The organism is Belnapia sp. (genome assembly GCF_059504005.1).
This window is the reverse complement of the sequence record NZ_JCACHU010000150.1, coordinates 61,595-78,375: the sequence shown is the minus strand read 5'-3', so window position 1 is coordinate 78,375 and position 16,781 is coordinate 61,595. Positions and strand designations below refer to the sequence as shown.

Annotated in this window: 21 protein-coding genes; 8 read left to right on the top strand and 13 right to left on the bottom strand. The window is 72.8% G+C overall.

The window, feature by feature from the left end; genetic code table 11:
* Nucleotides 1–155 precede the first annotated feature (155 nt).
* From AC5JJ1_RS21970 to sppA, 11 genes are all read right to left on the bottom strand, one after another.
* Nucleotides 156–923 (bottom strand): DUF3891 family protein, encoded by a 768-nt coding sequence (locus AC5JJ1_RS21970; protein ID WP_495787246.1) that lies wholly within the window; start codon nucleotides 921–923, stop codon nucleotides 156–158.
* Nucleotides 924–1,031: 108 nt separating this feature from the next.
* The gene (locus tag AC5JJ1_RS21965) at nucleotides 1,032–2,306 is read right to left on the bottom strand and encodes a bifunctional folylpolyglutamate synthase/dihydrofolate synthase (protein WP_495787245.1); all 1,275 of its coding nucleotides are present in this window, start codon (nucleotides 2,304–2,306) and stop codon (nucleotides 1,032–1,034) included.
* A 10-nt stretch (nucleotides 2,307–2,316) separates the two neighbouring features.
* Nucleotides 2,317–3,252, bottom strand: a complete 936-nt coding sequence (gene accD / locus AC5JJ1_RS21960; RefSeq protein ID WP_495787244.1) for an acetyl-CoA carboxylase, carboxyltransferase subunit beta — start codon at nucleotides 3,250–3,252, stop codon at nucleotides 2,317–2,319.
* A complete protein-coding gene (gene trpA, locus AC5JJ1_RS21955) occupies nucleotides 3,249–4,067 on the bottom strand; it encodes a tryptophan synthase subunit alpha (protein ID WP_495787243.1) in 819 nt (272 codons plus the stop codon). The genes accD and trpA overlap by 4 nt, the downstream gene beginning before the upstream one ends.
* A complete protein-coding gene (gene trpB / locus AC5JJ1_RS21950; RefSeq protein ID WP_495787242.1) occupies nucleotides 4,064–5,281 on the bottom strand; it encodes a tryptophan synthase subunit beta in 1,218 nt (405 codons plus the stop codon). Before trpB ends, trpA begins: the two co-directional genes overlap by 4 nt.
* A 75-nt stretch (nucleotides 5,282–5,356) precedes the next feature.
* A complete protein-coding gene (locus tag AC5JJ1_RS21945; RefSeq protein ID WP_495787241.1) occupies nucleotides 5,357–5,713 on the bottom strand; it encodes a DUF4087 domain-containing protein in 357 nt (118 codons plus the stop codon).
* The gene (locus AC5JJ1_RS21940) at nucleotides 5,710–6,354 is read right to left on the bottom strand and encodes a phosphoribosylanthranilate isomerase (protein ID WP_495787248.1); all 645 of its coding nucleotides are present in this window, start codon (nucleotides 6,352–6,354) and stop codon (nucleotides 5,710–5,712) included. Before AC5JJ1_RS21940 ends, AC5JJ1_RS21945 begins: the two co-directional genes overlap by 4 nt.
* Nucleotides 6,354–7,064 (bottom strand): orotidine-5'-phosphate decarboxylase, encoded by a 711-nt coding sequence (gene pyrF, locus AC5JJ1_RS21935; protein ID WP_495787240.1) that lies wholly within the window; start codon nucleotides 7,062–7,064, stop codon nucleotides 6,354–6,356. Before pyrF ends, AC5JJ1_RS21940 begins: the two co-directional genes overlap by 1 nt.
* 1 nt (nucleotide 7,065) lies before the next feature.
* Nucleotides 7,066–7,410, bottom strand: coding sequence for a lipopolysaccharide assembly protein LapA domain-containing protein (locus AC5JJ1_RS21930; RefSeq protein WP_495787239.1), 345 nt, complete (start codon nucleotides 7,408–7,410; stop codon nucleotides 7,066–7,068).
* A 13-nt stretch (nucleotides 7,411–7,423) separates the two neighbouring features.
* Nucleotides 7,424–7,750, bottom strand: a complete 327-nt coding sequence (gene ihfB / locus AC5JJ1_RS21925) for an integration host factor subunit beta (RefSeq protein WP_495748341.1) — start codon at nucleotides 7,748–7,750, stop codon at nucleotides 7,424–7,426.
* Nucleotides 7,751–7,769: 19 nt separating this feature from the next.
* Nucleotides 7,770–8,684 (bottom strand): signal peptide peptidase SppA, encoded by a 915-nt coding sequence (sppA, locus tag AC5JJ1_RS21920; protein WP_495787238.1) that lies wholly within the window; start codon nucleotides 8,682–8,684, stop codon nucleotides 7,770–7,772.
* Nucleotides 8,685–8,797: 113 nt separating this feature from the next.
* Here sppA and AC5JJ1_RS21915 point away from each other — a divergent pair, with 113 nt between their 5' ends.
* The 7 genes from AC5JJ1_RS21915 (at nucleotide 8,798) to AC5JJ1_RS21885 (ending at nucleotide 14,148) form a co-directional block, all read left to right on the top strand.
* Complete coding sequence (locus tag AC5JJ1_RS21915) at nucleotides 8,798–9,262, top strand: L-2-amino-thiazoline-4-carboxylic acid hydrolase (RefSeq protein ID WP_495787237.1); 465 nt, start codon at nucleotides 8,798–8,800, stop codon at nucleotides 9,260–9,262.
* Nucleotides 9,262–10,314, top strand: a complete 1,053-nt coding sequence (locus tag AC5JJ1_RS21910) for a DUF6817 domain-containing protein (RefSeq protein ID WP_495787236.1) — start codon at nucleotides 9,262–9,264, stop codon at nucleotides 10,312–10,314. The genes AC5JJ1_RS21915 and AC5JJ1_RS21910 overlap by 1 nt, the downstream gene beginning before the upstream one ends.
* Before the next feature lie 24 nt (nucleotides 10,315–10,338).
* On the top strand, nucleotides 10,339–10,914 hold the full coding sequence (locus AC5JJ1_RS21905) for a sugar O-acetyltransferase (RefSeq protein ID WP_495787235.1): 576 nt from the start codon (nucleotides 10,339–10,341) through the stop codon (nucleotides 10,912–10,914).
* Nucleotides 10,915–11,121: 207 nt separating this feature from the next.
* Nucleotides 11,122–11,691: a transposase gene (locus AC5JJ1_RS21900; protein WP_495787234.1), complete on the top strand. Its 570-nt coding sequence runs from the start codon at nucleotides 11,122–11,124 to the stop codon at nucleotides 11,689–11,691.
* A 56-nt stretch (nucleotides 11,692–11,747) separates the two neighbouring features.
* Entirely contained in the window at nucleotides 11,748–12,725 is a 978-nt protein-coding gene (locus tag AC5JJ1_RS21895) for a Bug family tripartite tricarboxylate transporter substrate binding protein (protein ID WP_495787233.1), read from the top strand.
* 23 nt (nucleotides 12,726–12,748) lie between these two features.
* On the top strand, nucleotides 12,749–13,663 hold the full coding sequence (locus AC5JJ1_RS21890; protein WP_495787232.1) for an EamA family transporter: 915 nt from the start codon (nucleotides 12,749–12,751) through the stop codon (nucleotides 13,661–13,663).
* 152 nt (nucleotides 13,664–13,815) lie between these two features.
* Complete coding sequence (locus AC5JJ1_RS21885) at nucleotides 13,816–14,148, top strand: hypothetical protein (RefSeq protein ID WP_495787231.1); 333 nt, start codon at nucleotides 13,816–13,818, stop codon at nucleotides 14,146–14,148.
* 7 nt (nucleotides 14,149–14,155) lie between these two features.
* Here AC5JJ1_RS21885 and AC5JJ1_RS21880 read toward each other — a convergent pair whose 3' ends face one another.
* Complete coding sequence (locus tag AC5JJ1_RS21880; RefSeq protein ID WP_495787230.1) at nucleotides 14,156–15,175, bottom strand: enoyl-CoA hydratase/isomerase family protein; 1,020 nt, start codon at nucleotides 15,173–15,175, stop codon at nucleotides 14,156–14,158.
* Between the two features lie 105 nt (nucleotides 15,176–15,280).
* Between AC5JJ1_RS21880 and AC5JJ1_RS21875 the strand changes: the two genes are divergently transcribed.
* Nucleotides 15,281–15,796, top strand: coding sequence for a pyridoxamine 5'-phosphate oxidase family protein (locus tag AC5JJ1_RS21875; protein WP_495787229.1), 516 nt, complete (start codon nucleotides 15,281–15,283; stop codon nucleotides 15,794–15,796).
* Between the two features lie 104 nt (nucleotides 15,797–15,900).
* On the opposite strand, the gene AC5JJ1_RS21870 is transcribed toward AC5JJ1_RS21875, so the two are convergent.
* A complete protein-coding gene (locus AC5JJ1_RS21870) occupies nucleotides 15,901–16,779 on the bottom strand; it encodes a 3-hydroxybutyryl-CoA dehydrogenase (protein WP_495787228.1) in 879 nt (292 codons plus the stop codon).
* Nucleotides 16,780–16,781 lie beyond the last annotated feature (2 nt).

Below are 16,781 nucleotides of genomic sequence, written 5' to 3'. Positions count from 1 at the left end.
CTATGCGCTGCTGCCAACAGCCACCAGCACGCAATAAAATTGCTTAACAGCCTCTAACAGGCCATCGGAGCGATGGCCGCAGGCCCTGATGAACGCCCCAGGCCCCGATCCCTTGGCGGCCACCAGGCCGATGGTCACGCCAGCCAGCCGATCCGTCAGGCCGGGACCAAGGTCTCGGCCAGCCTGCTCCAGGTCGCGTCGCGGAGGTCGCGGCGCATCGCCTCCTCGTCGGTCCAGCGGGTTTCGACCGGCAGCCGGATCACCTCGCACTGCACCGTCAGCGTGCTGTCGCGGAAGGGCCATGGGTCCAGCGACCAGCGCGACGCTCCCTGCCGCACGAGCTTCATCGGGCGGGTGCTGCCATCCTCCATCGGCGCCTCCCCGGCCTTGTCCGGATCGGCGAAGCAGAGGGCCAGCGAAAGGGCATCGGTCACCGCGACGAGGGCGGAGTTCCGCTCGACCTGCTCGGCCGGCGCGCCGAGCCTGGCGGTCCAGTCCGCCTGCAATGCGCTTTCCTTGGCAGCGTTGCGCTCGATCGCGGCACGGTCCTCCGGCGGCAGGCTCTCCGGGTCCATGTACTCCGTATAGACCCGCGTGCCGTGCAGGGAGATGAGCAGGGCAGGCCAGAGGCCGTAGGCGGCGCGGGCCAGCTCCACGCCGCGCGCCCACATGGGCGCATGGACCGCCGGGCCGAGCCTAATGAAGGGGTGGGGCAGCCCCGTCTCCTGGTCGAGGGTCGGGGCCGTCTCCCAGGACAGCCAGGCGATGTCGTGCTGCTCGGCGGCAAGGATGACCTCGGGCGCCGGGTCCGGCCACGCAAAGCCGGGGGCACCCCAGGCGGCCATCATCTGGCCGGAGAGCAGGGCATGGGAGGGCTGGGAGATGAGAAGGCGGGCGCCGTTCTCCGGGCTTCGCAGAATCATGCGATGGTAACGCGCAGGCGGGGCCGTGGGTTACAGCAATTCCGCACCTCCCGGACTTGGTATTGCGGCAGCCCCCAGGAATGCCGCCGGACACACCGCCGCCTGCCCCTACGGGCTGCCGTCCAGCTTCAGCACCTCGCCGGCGAGGTAGAGGCTCCCGCAGACCAGCACCCGCGCCGGCCCGCCCTCCCGCGGCAGGGCGGCCAGCGCCGCCTCCACCGTCGGCCCCGGCCGCGCCACGCCCCCGCTCGCCGCGACGATGCGCTCGACCGGCGTCGCCAGGTGCTGCCCCGGCTCCGCCACCGCCCAGAGGCTCCCGGCCAACGGCAGCAGCGGCCGCAGGAAATCCTCGACGACCTTCGTCCCCTTCATCCCGACCAGGAGATGCAGCGGCCGGTCCCCCCAGGCCCGCGCCTGCTCGGCGATGGCGAGCCCGCCCCCCGCATTGTGCCCGCCATCCAGCCAGAGCTCCCACCCCTCGGGCAGCATCGCGGCAAGTCGCCCGCCGAGGCGCTGCATCCGCCCCGGCCACTTCACCCGGGCGACGCCCGACGCCAGCGCCCCCTCGCCGAGCCAGCCCGGCCCCCAGGCCCGGAGTGCCGCGACGGCAATCCCCGCATTGTCCGCCTGATGCGCCCCGAGCAGCCCCGGCGGCGGCAGCTCCACCACCCCCGCCGCATCGGCATAGCGCAGCCCGCCCGCATGCCGCTCGACGCTCCACCCCTGCCCTCGGGCGAGCAGCGGCGCCCCCGCCTCCGCCGCCACGCGCTCCAGCACGCCGAGCGCCACCGGCTCCTGCGCCCCCGTCACGCAGGGCACGCCCGGCTTGATGATCCCCGCCTTCTCGAAGGCGATCTTCTCCAGGCTGTCGCCGAGGAACTCCATGTGGTCCATGGAGATGGAGGTGATCGCCGCCACCCGCGGGGGCGGGATCAGGTTGGTCGCGTCGAACCGCCCGCCGAGCCCCACCTCCAGCACCAGCAGGTCGGCCGGCACGCGGCTGAACAGCAGGAAGGCGACGGCGGTGATGACCTCGAAGACGGTGATCGCCGCCCCGGCATTCACCGCCTCCACCTCCGCGAGCGCCGCCCCCAGCGCCTCCTCCCCGACCAGCGCGCCCGCCAGCCGGATCCGCTCGTTGAAATGCACGAGGTGCGGCGAGGTGAAGACATGCACCCGCTGCCCCGCCGCCTCGCCGATGGCGCGGAGGAAGGCGCAGGTCGAGCCCTTGCCGTTGGTCCCCGCGACATGCACCACGGGCGGCAGCCGCCGCTCCGGATGCCCGAGCTTCCCGAGCAGCGCCTCGAGCCGCCCGAGGCTCAGGTCGATCGCCACCGGATGCAGCGCATGCAGCCGCTCGAGGATGGCCTCGCTCCGCCTCACGCCCGCCCCCTCACGCCGGGACGGCCGGCCCCTCCGGCGCGGGCAGCGCCGGGACCGGCTCGGCCGCCTCATCCGCTGGCGGCGGCGCCTCCACCCGCTCCGGCGTCCGCAGCAGGCCGATCAGCCGCGCCAGCGTCGCCCGCATCTCGCCCCGCGGCACCACCATGTCGAGGATGCCGTGCTGCAGCAGGTACTCCGCCCGCTGGAACCCCTCCGGCAGCTTCTCCCGCACCGTCTGCTCGATGACGCGGGCGCCGGCGAAGCCGATCATCGCCCCGGGCTCGGCGATCTGCACGTCGCCCAGCATGGCGAAGCTCGCCGTCACGCCGCCCGTGGTCGGGTCGCAGAGCACGGTGATGAAGGGCAGCCCCGCCTCCTTCACCATGCGCGTGGCGATGACGGTGCGCGGCATCTGCATCAGGCTGATCGCGCCCTCCTGCATCCGCGCCCCGCCCGAGGCGGTGAAGACGATCAGCGGCGCATCCTGCAGCACCGCGAGCCGCGCCGCCGTCACCAGTGCCTCGCCCACGCCCGCGCCCATCGACCCGCCCATGAAGCTGAACTCGAAGGCGGCCGCGACCACGCGGTTGCCGTCGAGCGTCCCATGCGCGACGACGACCGCATCCTCCTGCCCGGCCTTGGCCTGCGCCTCCCGCAGCCGCTCCACGTAGCGCCGCTGGTCGCGGAACCGCAGCGGGTCCTGCGGCGCCTTCGGCAGTTCGATCCGCGACCACCCGGCATCCAGCGTGTAGTCCAGCCGCACCCGCGCCCCGACCCGCATGTGGTGCCCGCAATGGGTGCAGACATGCAGGTTCCGCTCGAGGTCGCGGTGGAAGATCATCTGCTCGCAGACCGGGCATTTGTGCCAGAGATTCTCCGGCACCTCCCGCGGCGCGCCGAACAGCGTCTTGATCTTGGGCAGCGCCCATTCGCTGATCCAGTTCATCCGGCCTGCACCGCCCCCGCCAGCGCCCGCACCTGCTCCAGCACCAGCCCCACCGTCTCGGGCCTTGCCCCGCCGTCCTCGTCGAGCGAGGCCGCCAGCGTGTCGACGAGCGCCGTGCCGACCACCGCCCCGTCGGCCAGCCGCGCCGCCTCGCCCGCCTGCTGCGGCGTGCGGATGCCGAAGCCGATGGCGATCGGCAGGTCGGTATGCCGGCGGATGCGCGGGACCGCCTCCTCCAGCGAGGCCGCCGTCGCGCTGCGCGTGCCGGTGATGCCGGTGATCGAGACGTAGTAGACGAAGCCGCTGGTCGCCGCGAGCACGCGCGGCAGCCGCGCATCGTCGGTCGTCGGCGCCACCAGCCGGATCAGGTCGATGCCTGCCGCGCGGGCCTGCGGCTCGATCTCCCCCGCCTCCTCCGGCGGCAGGTCGACGAGGATCAGCCCGTCGACGCCGGCCGCGGCCGCATCCGTGCAGAAGCCGTCGACGCCATAGGCGAGGATCGGGTTGTAGTAGCCCATGAGGACGATCGGCGTCGCGTCGTCGCCGCGGCGAAAGTCCCGCACCAGATCGAGCACGCCGTGCAGCGTCGCCCCCGCCTTCAGCGCCCGCTGCGCCGCGCGCTGGATGGAGGGCCCGTCCGCCATCGGGTCGGTGAAGGGCACGCCGAGCTCCAACAGGTCGGCCCCCGCCCCCGGCAGCCCGCGCAGCAGCGCCAGCGAGGTCTCCCGGTCCGGGTCGAAGCCCTGCAGGTAGGTGACGAGCGCCTTGCGCCCCTCCGCCTTCAGCGCAGCGAACTTCGCAGCGATCCGGCTCACATCTCCACTCCCAGATGCCGCGCCACGGTGAAGATGTCCTTGTCCCCGCGCCCGCAGAGATTCATCAGCACGATCTCGTCCCGGGGGAGCTGCGGCGCCATGCGGACCACATGCGCCAGCGCATGCGCCGGCTCCAGCGCCGGGATGATGCCCTCGAGCTTCGAGCAGAGCTGGAAGGCGGCCAGAGCCTCGTCATCGGTCGCGCTCACATACTGCACGCGGCCGAGCTCGTGCAGCCAGGAATGCTCCGGCCCGACGCCCGGATAGTCGAGCCCGGCGCTGATCGAATGCGCCTCGGTGATCTGCCCATGCGCATCCTGCAGCAGGTAGGTGCGGTTGCCGTGCAGCACGCCCGGCCGCCCCTTGGTCAGCGAGGCGGCATGCTGCGCCGTCTCCACGCCATGCCCCGCCGCCTCCACGCCGTACATCCTGACGGAGGCATCGTCGAGGAAGGGATAGAACAGCCCCATCGCGTTCGACCCGCCGCCGATCGCCGCCACCAGCGCATCCGGCAGCCTGCCCTCGGCCGCCATCATCTGCTGCTTCGCCTCCTCGCCGATGACGCTCTGGAAGTCCCGCACCATCACCGGATAGGGGTGCGGCCCGGCGACGGTGCCGATGCAGTAGTAGGTGTCCTCGACATTGGCGACCCAGTAGCGCAGCGCCTCGTTCATCGCATCCTTGAGCGTCGCCGCCCCGCTCGTCACCGGCATCACCTCGGCGCCGAGCAGCTTCATCCGGAAGACGTTCGGCTGCTGCCGCTCCACGTCGGTCGCACCCATGAAGACGGTGCAGGGCAGGTCGAACAGCGCGCAGACGGTGGCCGTCGCCACGCCATGCTGCCCCGCCCCGGTCTCGGCGATGATGCGCGTCTTGCCCATGCGCTTGGCCAGCAGGATCTGCCCGAGCACGGCGTTGATCTTGTGCGCGCCGGTATGGTTCAGCTCGTCGCGCTTGAAGTAGACCTTCGCCCCGCCGAGGTGCCGCGTCAGCCGCTCCGCGAACCAGAGCGGGCTCGGCCGCCCGACGTAATGGGTCAGCAGCCTGCGCCATTCGGCATCGAAGGTGGGGTCGCGCTTCGCCGCCTCATAGGCCTGCTCGACCTCGAGGATCAGCGGCATCAGCGTCTCGGCGACGAAGCGCCCGCCGAATTGGCCGAAGCGGCCCTGCATGTCCGGGCCCTGGCGGAAGCTGTTCGGCAGCGGCTTGTTCACTGGCTTTCCCCTTGTCCGGCCGCCGTCATAGAGCAGCAGGACGAGAGGGGAAAGAAGGGCGTGGTCAGGGCGTGGTCAGGGCGGCGGCAGGCTCCGGTCGGCCCGGCACCGCGCCAGCGGCAGGGGCTGGGCCGCGAGCAGCCGGAGGACGCGCCGCGCCTTCGGGTCCGCCTCGACGGTCAGGCAGGCGCAGCCATGCCCGTGGGAGGCGCCGTTGGTGACGACCCAGCCCGCCCCGCTCATGTCCGGCATCGCCTCCATGCCCGCCGCCTCGTAGCCGCCCTGGGAGGAGAGCAGCCACTCCCCGTCGCGGTCGCGGAGCGACCAGTTCGCCGGGGTGGGGTTCAGCAGCCAGCCGCAGCGCCGCTCGGCCGCCGGCGCAGCCCCGCTGCACAGCAGCAGCGCCGCGAGGGCGAGCACCGCCCGCCTCATGCCCTACGGGGATCCCGCGCCGCGCCCACGAAGTCCCTGATCCGCCCCGGATCCTTCACCCCCCGCGCCCGCTCGACGCCGGAGGACACATCGACCCCCGCCGCCCCGCTCTGCTGGATCGCCTCCGCCACCGTCTCCGGCGTGAGCCCCCCTGCCAGCAGCCACGGCCGTGGGATCACCCGCCCCGCCGTCAGCCCCCAGTCGAAGGCGGCCGCATTCCCCCCCGGCAGGCCCGCCCCCGCCGGCGGCTTGGCATCCAGCAGGAAGCGGTCGACCACCGGCGCATAGGCCTCGAGCGCCGCGAAATCCGCCTCGCTCCCGATGCCCACCGCCTTCATCACCGGCACGCCGAACCGGGCGCGGATCGCGGCGCAGCGCGCCGGGCTCTCCGCCCCATGCAGCTGGATCAGCCCGAGCGGCACCGCCGCCAGCGCCGCCGCGATCTCCGCATCCGTCGGGTCGACGAAGAGCCCGACGCGGACCGGCCCGCCCTCGATCCGCGCCGAGAGCGCCGCCGCCTCCCCGGGCGTCACCGCCCGCGGCGAGGGCGGGTAGAAGACGAAGCCGACCATCGCCGCCCCCGCCTCCGCCGCCGCGTCGAAGCCCGCCGCATCGCGGACCCCGCAGATCTTCACCTCGATCACGCGATCTCCCCGGCGATTGCCCGCAGCGCCGCCGCCGGATCCTCGGCGCCGGTGATCGGCCGCCCGACCACGATCCAATCGGCCCCCGCCGCCACCGCCTCCGCCGGCGTCGCCACCCGCGCCTGGTCGCCCACGGCGCTCCCGGCCGGCCGCACCCCCGGCACCACCAGCAGCGGCGCCGCGCCGAAGGCATCGCGGATCGGCCCGACCTCGCGCGGCGAGCAGACCAGCCCATCCGCCCCGGCCCCGAGCGCCAGCCGCGCCAGCCGCAGCACCTGCTGCACCGGCCCGCCGGCCACGCCCGTCTCCGCCAGCGCCCCGGCATCGAGGCTCGTCAGCACGGTGACGGCGAGCAGGATCGGCCTCGCCTCCCCCGCCGCCTCGGCGGCCTTCCGCGCCGCGCCGATCATCGCCGCCCCGCCCGCGCCATGCAGCGTCAGCATCGCCGGCCGCAAGGGCAGCAGCGAGCGCACCGCGCCGGCCACGGTATTCGGGATGTCATGCAGCTTGAGGTCGAGGAAGACCGGCGCCACCGGCGCCACCCGCCGCACCGCCTCCGGCCCCTGCGCGGCGTAGAGCTCGAGCCCGAGCTTCACCGCCCCGCAGCCCGGCGCCAGCGCCCGCGCCAGCGCCTCCGCCCGTCGGATGTCCGGGGTGTCGATCGCCGGTATGACGCGCTCGGCCCCCGTGCGGGGACGCGCGAGCACCTCAGGCCGCCGGCCGCTGCAGCCGCGCGAGGTTGGTCCCCGCCGGCTGCGGCACCGGCCCGACCTGCCGCGCCGCCGCGGCGCGGTACTCGTTGAGCTCCGCCTCCAGCACCTGCGCCGCCCGCGCCGAGCGCCGCGCCCGCGTCCGGTAATGCAGCCCCGCCGTCCAGGCCACCAGCGCGCCGAAGAGGAAGAACACCGCGGCGAAGACCAGCATCGCGGTCGAGAGCGGCACCGCCCAGGTGAAGTCGAGCGGCCAGAGATGCAGCTCCACCTCCTCCCGGTTCGACAGGCCGAAGAGCACGAGCACCACTAGAACAGGCAGCAGCAGGATCAGACGCAGCATGGGAGGGGGTCCTTCACGAACTGGCCGCGGCGCGGGCCGGGCGTGGCGCGGCCGGGACCTGCCCGCCATTCACCCGCTCCCGGAGCTCCTTGCCCGGCTTGAAATAGGGGACGGCCTTGCCCTCCACCGGAACGGCCGCCCCGGTGCGCGGGTTGCGCCCCGTCCGCGGGTCCCGCTTCTTGGCCGAGAAGGCGCCGAAGCCGCGCAGCTCCACCCGGTCCCCCCGGGTCAGCGCCTCGGTGATCTCCTCGAAGATGGTCGCCACGATCAGCTCGATATCCGGCTGGCGCAGATGCGGGTTCTCCGCCGCCAGATGCGCGATCAGCTCGCTCTTGGTCATCGCCGCCCCATCCTGCCCCTCAGCGGGGAAGCTGCCAGAGCAGGCCGAGCCCGTCAACGCCAAGCCATTCTGAAACCACGATTTTCGCCAAGGCCCCGAAGTTCGCCCCCACCAGCCGCTCGCCCATGCTGCGGGTATCGATGTCCCGCACGGGGAGATCGGCCGGAACGCCCTTCTCGGCCGCCAGCCAGGCCCTGGCCTCCGCCTCGCCGCCGATCGCGTCCACCAGCCCCGCCTCCAGCGCCTGCCGCCCGGTGAAGACCCGCCCATCGGCCAGCCCCCGCACCTGCTCGACCGGCATGCGCCGCCCCGCCGCCACCTTCTCGACGAATTGCGCATACATGTCGCCGATCACGCCCTGCAGCGCTGCCCGCCCCTCGGGCGAGAGCGGATGGAAGGGATTGGGCTGGTCCTTCAGCGGCCCCGAGACCAGCGCCTCCCCCCTGACCCCCAGCCGCGCCAGCAGCTCCGAGGTGTCGAAGGTCTGCAGGATCACCCCGATCGAGCCCGTCAGCGTCGACTCGCGGGCGAAGATCCGCTCCGCCGCGACGGCCGTCATGTAGCCCGCCGAGGCCGCCGTCCCCCGCATCACCGCGACGACGGGCTTCGCCGCCCTGAGCCGGCCGAGCGCCGCATGCAGCGCCTCGCCGCCGCTCACCGTCCCGCCGGGGCTGTCGATGGCGACGATCACCGCCCGCACCCCCGCATCCTTGGCGAGCTTGTCGAGCGCCTCCTGCAGCTTCCTGTCGTCGCTGATGAAGCCCGAGACGGTCAGCCGCTCGATGCGCCCGGCCCCGAGACCCGGCACCTCCGCCCCGCGCCCCAGCCAGGCCAGGGCAGCCCCCAGCACCAGCAGCAGGGCGAAGCCGCGCCACAGCGCCAGGCGCCGCTTCAGCCGCCGCCTGTCGATCAGTAGATCGGCGTCCAGTGCCATGATCGTCCCGCTCCCGTCGCCGCTCATCCGGCCCCGCATCTGGCCCCGCTTGGCCTTCCGGTCCAGCCCCCGCCCCTCTACCCTCCCCCTGCCAACCACCGGAGCCCCCCGCGATGAGCAGCATCGGCATCCTCGAACAGCGCCGCATCGAAGCCGCCTTCGCCAAGGGCATCTACGAGGAGATGGCCGCCGCGCTCGGCCCCGAGCAGGCCAAGGCGATCCTCTCCCGCGCCATCGTCAAGCTCGCCAAGGAGGCCGCCGCCACCATGGCCGCCGAATCCCCCGACGGCCCGAGCCTCGACCACTTCATCGCCATCCAGGAGCGCTGGACTCGCGACGACGCGCTGCGCATCGAGGTCACGGACCGCAGCGAGACCAGCTACGGCTTCAACGTCACCCGCTGCCGATACTCGGAGATGTACCGCCAGATGGGCCTCGCCGAGCTCGGCGCCGTCCTCTCCTGCAACCGCGACGGCGCCTTCTGCGAGGGCTACGACCCGAAGCTCAAGCTGACCCGCACCCAGACGCTGATGGGCGGCGCCAGCCATTGCGACTTCCGCTACCGGGTGGAGCCGTGATGCACCCGCTCATCAAGCCCCTCCTCGCCGAGGATTGGGCCGCGATCGACCCGGAGCTTCCCCCGCTCCTCGACCTGCTCTTCGCCCGCGCCGCCGGCGAGGACTGGCACAAGGCCGGCACCTTCAAGGACCACCTGCTCGGCCTCTACCGTACCCTCGCCCTCTGGGACATGCCGCGCGAGATCCGCCTGCTCGGCCTCTTCCACAGCGTCTACTCGAACGAATACGTGGACCTGAAGCTCTTCGCCGACCGCGCCCCCCTCCGCCAGGCCCTGGGCGAGGAGGCGGAGCGCCTGGTCCACCTCTTCTGCACCATGCCCCGCACCCTCTTCACCCGCCGCCTGCTGGAGGAGGGCGACCTGCCCGAGGAGGGCATGGTCCTCGAGCGCGAGGGGGCCCCCGCCATCCTCCTCTCCATGCGCGACGTGGCCATCTTCGCCATCGCCACCATCGCCGACATCGCCGAGCAGTGGCATTCCTGGCAGGACGAGCTCTTCCCCGGCTTCCCCGGCCCCTCCAAGCCGCGCCGGGTGCAGGACCACTGGGCCGCCGCCCTCTGGCCCGGCCCGCTCAAGCCGACGGCCACCGCCCTCTCCACCCTCTCCCGCCTCGCCCTGCCGCTCGCGGAGATGCCCCCCGGATGGCGCATCCCCACGCCCCCCGTCTTCGCCCGCTGCACGGCGCGGCTCGACCCCGCCGACGAGCTGGCCGCCGCGACGCTCTACTGGCAGGCCGTGACCCGCGCCCTCCCCGTCGCCAGCCCCGACCCCACCCGCCGGGTGCTGGAGGCCGCCGCCGCCCACAACCCCTACGTCGCCGAGCCCCGCCTGCTCCTCGCCCAGCTCTCGCTGGCCGCCGCCGACTGGGAGGCCGCCGCGCGCCACGCCGATGCCGGCCTCGCCCTGCTCGCCGACTGGGGCGTCGCCTGGGACAAGCGCATCGCCTGGTCCGGCTGGGTCGCCTGGGCCCGCATCCTGCTGCAATCCGCGGAGGCCCGCCGCTGGCCGGAGCTGCTGCCGGGGCTGAACGGGCTGGGGCTGGTCGAAGCCTGACACGCCAGCAGGAGGGACCCTGCCATGCCCAGCGAACGCGAGAGGATGCTCGCCGGCGAGCTCTACGACGCCCTCGACCCCGGGCTCGTCGCCGACCGCATCCGCGCCCGCGAGCTGTGCCAGCAGCTCAACGCCGCCGAGGCCGACGAGGCTCGCCGCCGCGACCTCTGCCGCCAGCTCTTCGGGAAGGGCGGCGACACGGTCTGGATGCAGCCGCCCTTCTTCTGCGACTACGGCACCAACATCGAGCTCGGCGAGCGCGTCTTCTTCAACTTCAACTGCATCGTCCTTGATGTCTGTCGGGTCCGCATCGGCGACTACACGCTGTTCGGGCCGGGCGTGCAGATCCTGACGCCGATGCATCCGCTCGATGCCGCGCTGCGCCGGGGCCGGGAATACGGCAAGCCGGTCGAGATCGGCGCCGATGTCTGGGTCGGCGCCGGGGCCCTCATCCTCCCCGGCGTGACCATCGGCTCGGGCAGCGTCATCGGCGCCGGCAGCGTCGTGACGCGAAGCATCCCGCCCGGCATGTTCGCGGCCGGCAACCCCTGCCGCGTCCTCCGTGCCATCACCGCGGAGGACCGCACCCCGGCAGGCTGACCGGCGAGATCTTGCTCTTTCGCATTGTTCCTAATACGTTCACGGCTGCACCGCGGAGCCCTTCCCCCATGCGCCGCCGCCAGCCCGACCCCATCCCGCCCGGCCTCCTCCCCCCTGGCTTCCTGGCGAGGCACGACATCCTCCGCCCCATCTGCCTCGACCCCCTCACCCGCCTGACCCCCGCCCGCTCCTGGGCGCCGATGACCGATGTCCGAATGGGCCGCGATGGCGCCCCTGCTCGACGCCATGGCCTGCGGCACGCAGGAGCGCGGCCGGCCCATGGACGCCACCCCCCGCGCCCGGCTCGACGCCATCTTCCGCTGGGCCACCACCAAGTACCGGGGCGGCCGCGCCCCCTGGCGCCTGCTGCCGCCCGAGCACGGCAAGCCCGACACCGTCTCCCGCTCCTACCGCCGCTGGGCCAAGGCCGGCCTCTGGCCCCGCCTGCTGGTGGCCCTCGCCCTCCACCCCAGGCGCCTCGCCACCCTGGCGCATCGCATCTGCTGCGCCTTCCGCCGCGCCATCCGCCTCTGCGGCAACCTCCACGCCATCGTCCTCGCCCGCAGCCTCCGCCTCTTCTCGGCCCTGCCCGCCCCGTCCCAATTCCTGCCCGACCCGGGTTTGTCCGAAATCTACCAGCCCGTTTTCGACCGCTTCGCCCGATCGATGCTGGAGCGCCCCTGGCACCCGCCGAGGCAGGTCTGGCGCACCCTGCATTCCATGCACCGCTTCGTCGCCGGCCGCGCCCGCATCCCCCGGTGGATGGAGCCGGCATGACTGGTCCGGTTAATCGTTTCGCGCCATCCTCCCCGGCAAAACCCGGGAGGACCTCCATGCCACGCATCACCCGCCGCACGGCGCTCGCCAGCCTGCTCGCCACCCCCGCCTTGGCCCAGGGCGAATGGCGGCCGAGCCAGCCCATCCGCATCGTCGTCCCCGCCGCCCCCGGCGGCACGGCCGATATCAGCGCCCGCCTCCTCGCGCCCTACCTGCAGAGCCATTTCGGCCAGAACTGCGTGGTCGAGAACCGCTCCGGCGCCGGCGGCGTCATCGGCACGACGGAGATCGTGCGCGCCGCCCCGGACGGGCTGAACCTGCTGCTCGGCAATATCGGCCCGCAGGCCATCGGCCTCTCGCTCTACCGCAGCCTGCCCTATGACCGCACCAGCCTGCTGCCCATCGCCGGCACCGTGCGCGGGCCCAACGTGCTGGTCGTCCACCCCTCCGTCCCGGCCAACACCCTGCCCGAGCTCGTCGCCCATCTGAAGGCCAATCCCGGCAAGCTGAGCTACGGCTCCCCCGGCGTCGGCCAGTCGCCGCACCTCACCGGCGTCTGGTTCAACCAGGCGACGGGGACGGAGGCCATCCACGTCCCCTTCCGCGGCGCCGGCCCCGCCGCGATCGAGCTCGTCGCCGGCAACATCCAGTACATGTGGGACAACCTGACGAGCGGCATCCAGCAGATCAGGGCCGGCCGCGTACGCGCGCTCGCCGTCAGCAGCGCCGACCGCAACTTCACCCTCCCCGACATCCCCGCCGCGCGCGAGACGATGCCGGAGCTCGCGGCCTTCGACGTCAACACCTGGTTCGGCATCTTCGTCCCCGCCGCCACGCCCCGCCCGATCGCCGAGGCGCTCAACGCCGCCATGAAGGCCTGGCACGAGACGGAGGAGGTGAAGGCCCGCTGGCGCGAGATGGGCGGCGTCTCGCTCTACGGCTCGCTCGAGCAGTACGCGGCCTTCGTCAACGGCGAGACCGAGAAATGGGCCCAGGTCATCCGCAAGGAGGGGCTGCAGCTTGACGCGAGTTGACCCGGCCCCCAGCCTGAGCCGCAATGATCCTCTCGCCGCTCTGGCTGCCCGTCACCCTCGCCGCCGCGCTGTTCCAGTGCTGGCGCACGGCCATGCAGCAGCGGCTGCGCGGCCAGCTCTCGGTCAATGCCGCGGCGGTGGTGCGCTACCTCTACGGCGTGCCGGTGGGGGCGCTGCTGCTGGCCCTCTACCTCGCGGCCTTCGGCGGCAGCCTCCCGCCGCTGAACCTCACGTTTCTGCTCTTCTGCGCCGCCGGCGGGCTCGGCCAGATCCTCGGCACCAACCTGCTGATCATGGCCTTCGGCCATCGCGGCTTCGCCGTCGGCACCGCCTATGCGAAGACGGAGGCGGTGCAGGGCGCCATCCTCGCCCTCGTCCTGCTCGGCGAGCGCATCTCGGCCATCGCCTGGTGCGGCATCGCGGTCGGCGTCGCGGGCGTGCTCTGGCTGTCGCTCGCGGGCCGCGCCGCCTCCTGGCGGGAGCTCGCCCGCGCCACCGTGCAGCCGGCGGCCATCTGCGGCCTCGCCTCGGGCTTCTGCTTCGCCCTCACCAGCGTCCTGATCAAGAGCGCCAACTTCGCCCTGCCGGGCGAGGACGCGATCCTGCGCGCCCTGGTGACGCTGGTGGCGACCAACATCCTGCAGACCATCATGCAGGGCGGCTGGCTGCTGGCGAGGGAGCCGGCGCAGCTCCGCGCCGTCTTCACGACCTGGCGGAGCAGCGCCCAGGTCGGCGCCCTCTCGGCCTGCGGCTCGGCCTGCTGGTTCTCGGCCTTCGCGCTCGCCCCCGTGGCGCTGGTGCGCGCCGTCGGCCAGGTGGAGATCCTGATGACCCTGCTCTTCAGCCGTTTCTACCTGCGCGAGCAGCCGACGCGGGCCGAGGTGTTCGGTGCGCTCACCGTCGTCTCCGGCGTGGTGCTGGTGCTGGTCGGCCGCTGAGGCCGCGTCGCGAGGCCGTGTCGTTGCCTGTCCGCAGCTTCATGCCGCGGTGCAACGTGCAGCCATGTTGGATGACCAACTATCCTCCCGCGAGACGCCGACACGGGCATGACCGCGGCGACGCCTCCGCATCCCAGATGGAGGACGCAATCATGAGCATTACCCTGCCCCGCACCACCCTGGCCCTGGCCCTGCTCGCCACCGGTTGGATCGCCGCCGCGCCTGCCAGCGCCGCCGAGCCGCCGGTGAAGCAGGAGGTCGGCGCCTACCTGCACGAGGCCGATGCGGCGCTGAGGGCCCGCCACCCGCAACTCGCCGAGGCCCGGCTCGAGCGGGCGGAGACCGCGCTGCTGAACGCCCGCGCCGCCGGCGACGCGCATCTCGGCCGCGCCATCGACAAGGTCGTCTCGGCCCGCGCCGACATCCGGCATGGCGACAGCCATGCGGCGGAGGCCGTGCTGCGGCATATCGGCCCGGTGGCCTGAGCCCGGCTCAGCCCTCGAACAGGGCGGCGATCGCGGCGGGGTCCACCGCCTCGATCGTCGCCGGTTCCCAGCGCGGCGCGCCGTCCTTGTCGACGAGCACGCTGCGCACCCCCTCGCGGAAGTCCGGGTGCCGGTTCACCACGCTGCGGGTGAGCGCCAGCTCCATCGAGAGGCACTCGTCGAGCGTCGCCCCGGCGCCCCGCCGCAGCAGCTCGAGCGAGACGCAGAGGCTGGTCGGCGACATCCGCCGCAGGATCTTCATCTGCTCCGCCGCCCATTCCGTCCCCTCCGCCTCCAGCGCGGCGAGGATCGCGGGCATGGTGTCGCGCCCGAAGCAGCGGTCGATCGCCGCGCGGTGCGGCGCGAAGCCGGCCTCCGGCGGCGCCTCGGCGAAGCGCTCGACCACCGAGGCATCGCCGCCGAGCAGCGCCTCGCGCAGCGCCGGCAGCCTCGCCTTCGGGACGAAATGGCTGGCGAGCCCCGCCGCCACCGCATCGCCCCCGCGCAGCCGCGCGCCGGTCAGCGCCAGCCAGGTGCCGACGGCGCCCGGCAGCTTCGGCAGCACATGGCTGGTGCCGACATCGGGGAAGAGGGCGATCGCCGTCTCCGGCATCGCCAGCATCGCCGCCTCCGTCACCACCACCGGCCTGCCATGCACCGAGACGCCGATGCCGCCCCCCATGCAGACGCCGTCAATCAGCGAGACCCAGGGCTTGCCGATGGTGGCGATGCCCCGGTTCACCGCATATTCCTCGGCGAAGAAGGACTCGATGGCGGCCGCATCGCCGGCGATCGCCTGCTCGCGCACCCGCCGCACGTCGCCGCCGGCACAGAAGGCCTTCCCGCCCGCCCCCTCGACGATGACGAGCCTCACCGCCGGATCGCCGCTCCAGGCATCGAGCGCGGACTGGAAGCCGCGGATCATCTCGAGGTCGAGCGCGTTCAGCGTCCTGGGCCGGTTCATCAGCAGGGTGCCGGCGGCACCCTCGCGGCGGGCGATGATGGTGGGCTCGGTGGCGTCGCTCACGGGCTGTCCTCGGCTGTCCGGGCGAGGCTAGGCTGGGCCCCGGCCGCCTGCAACCGGTCGCGGCCCCGGTCGTTGGTCTGCCGACACCCCGAAACGGAGGCCACCATGCCGGAAACCCGCAGCGACGCCGAGGCCAAGCGCAAGGTCTGGGAGATGATCAAGGACATCGACGTGACCATGATGGTCACGCAGGACAGCGAGGGCCGCTTCCGCGGCCGGCCGATGCGCGCGGTGAACAAGGAGTTCGACGGCGTGCTCTGGTTCTTCGCCAGCGGCGGCAGCCCGGTTACCGCCGAGACGCGGGATGACGGCCGCGTCCTCCTCGCCTTCTCCGACCCGAGCAGCCAGAACTACGTCTCGATCTACGGCATGGCCGAGGTGATCAAGGACGCGGCGAAGCAGAAGCAGCTCTGGAGCGAGCCGCTGCGCGTCTGGTTCCCGGCCGGGCCGGAGGATCCGAAGATCGAGCTGATCCGCGTCGAGTGCGAGGGCGCCGAATACTGGGACAGCCCGAGCAGCACGCTGGTCCATGCCTACGGCTACATCAAGGCCGTCACGACCGGAGAGCCGCCGCATCCCGGCGCGAACGACAAGGTCGACTTCACCAAGAAGGCCGGCTGAGAACTCCTCACGACACCGCTGCGCGGCGTCGTGGGGGCTCCAAGGGCGGCACAGGCCAAAGCGCCTGGCATCCTTCCGCGGCAAAGCCGCGGAAGGTTCCGCCGTCACCGCGTCGGCGTCGGCGGCGTGGTCGAGTAGTCGTAGAAGCCGCGGCCCGACTTGCGGCCGAGCCAGCCGGCCTCGACATACTTGGCGAGCAGCGGGCAGGGCCGGTACTTCGGGTCGCCCAGGCCCTCATGCAGCACCTTGAGCACGCTGTAGAGCGTATCCAGCCCGACGAAGTCGCTGAGCTCGAGCGGCCCCATCGGATGGTTGGCGCCGAGCTTCATGCCGGCATCGATCGCCGCCACGTCGCCCACGCCCTCCATCAGCGCGAAGATCGCCTCGTTCAGCATCGGGCAGAGGATGCGGTTGACGACGAAGGCCGGGTAGTCGGCCGCTGCCACCACCGTCTTGCCCATCCGCTCGGCGAGCGCGGTGACGGCCGCGACCGTCGCATCCTCCGTGGCGAGGCCGCGGATGACCTCCACCAGCTTCATCATCGGCACCGGGTTGAAGAAGTGCATGCCGACGAAGCGGCCTGGCCGGTCCGTCGCGGCGCCGAGGCGGGTGATCGGAATGGAGGAGGTGTTGCTGGCGAGAATCGCGTCCGGCCGCAGGATCGGGCAGACGCTCGCAAAGATCTTCTTCTTGATCTCCTCGTTCTCGGTCGCCGCCTCGATGACGAGGTCGCAGTCGGCGAAGGCGGCATAGTCGGTGCCGGCGGCGATGCGCGCCAGCGCCTCACCCTTGGCCCCGGCCGGGATGCCGCCCTTCGAGGCCTGGCGGTCGAGGTTCTTGCCGATGGTCGCCAGCGCGCGCTCGAGCGCCGCCGGGTTCACGTCGACCAGCGCCACGGGCACGCCGGAGAGGGCCGCGACATGCGCGATGCCGTTGCCCATCAGCCCGGCGCCGATGACGCCGAGCTTCTTCACCTCCGCCATGG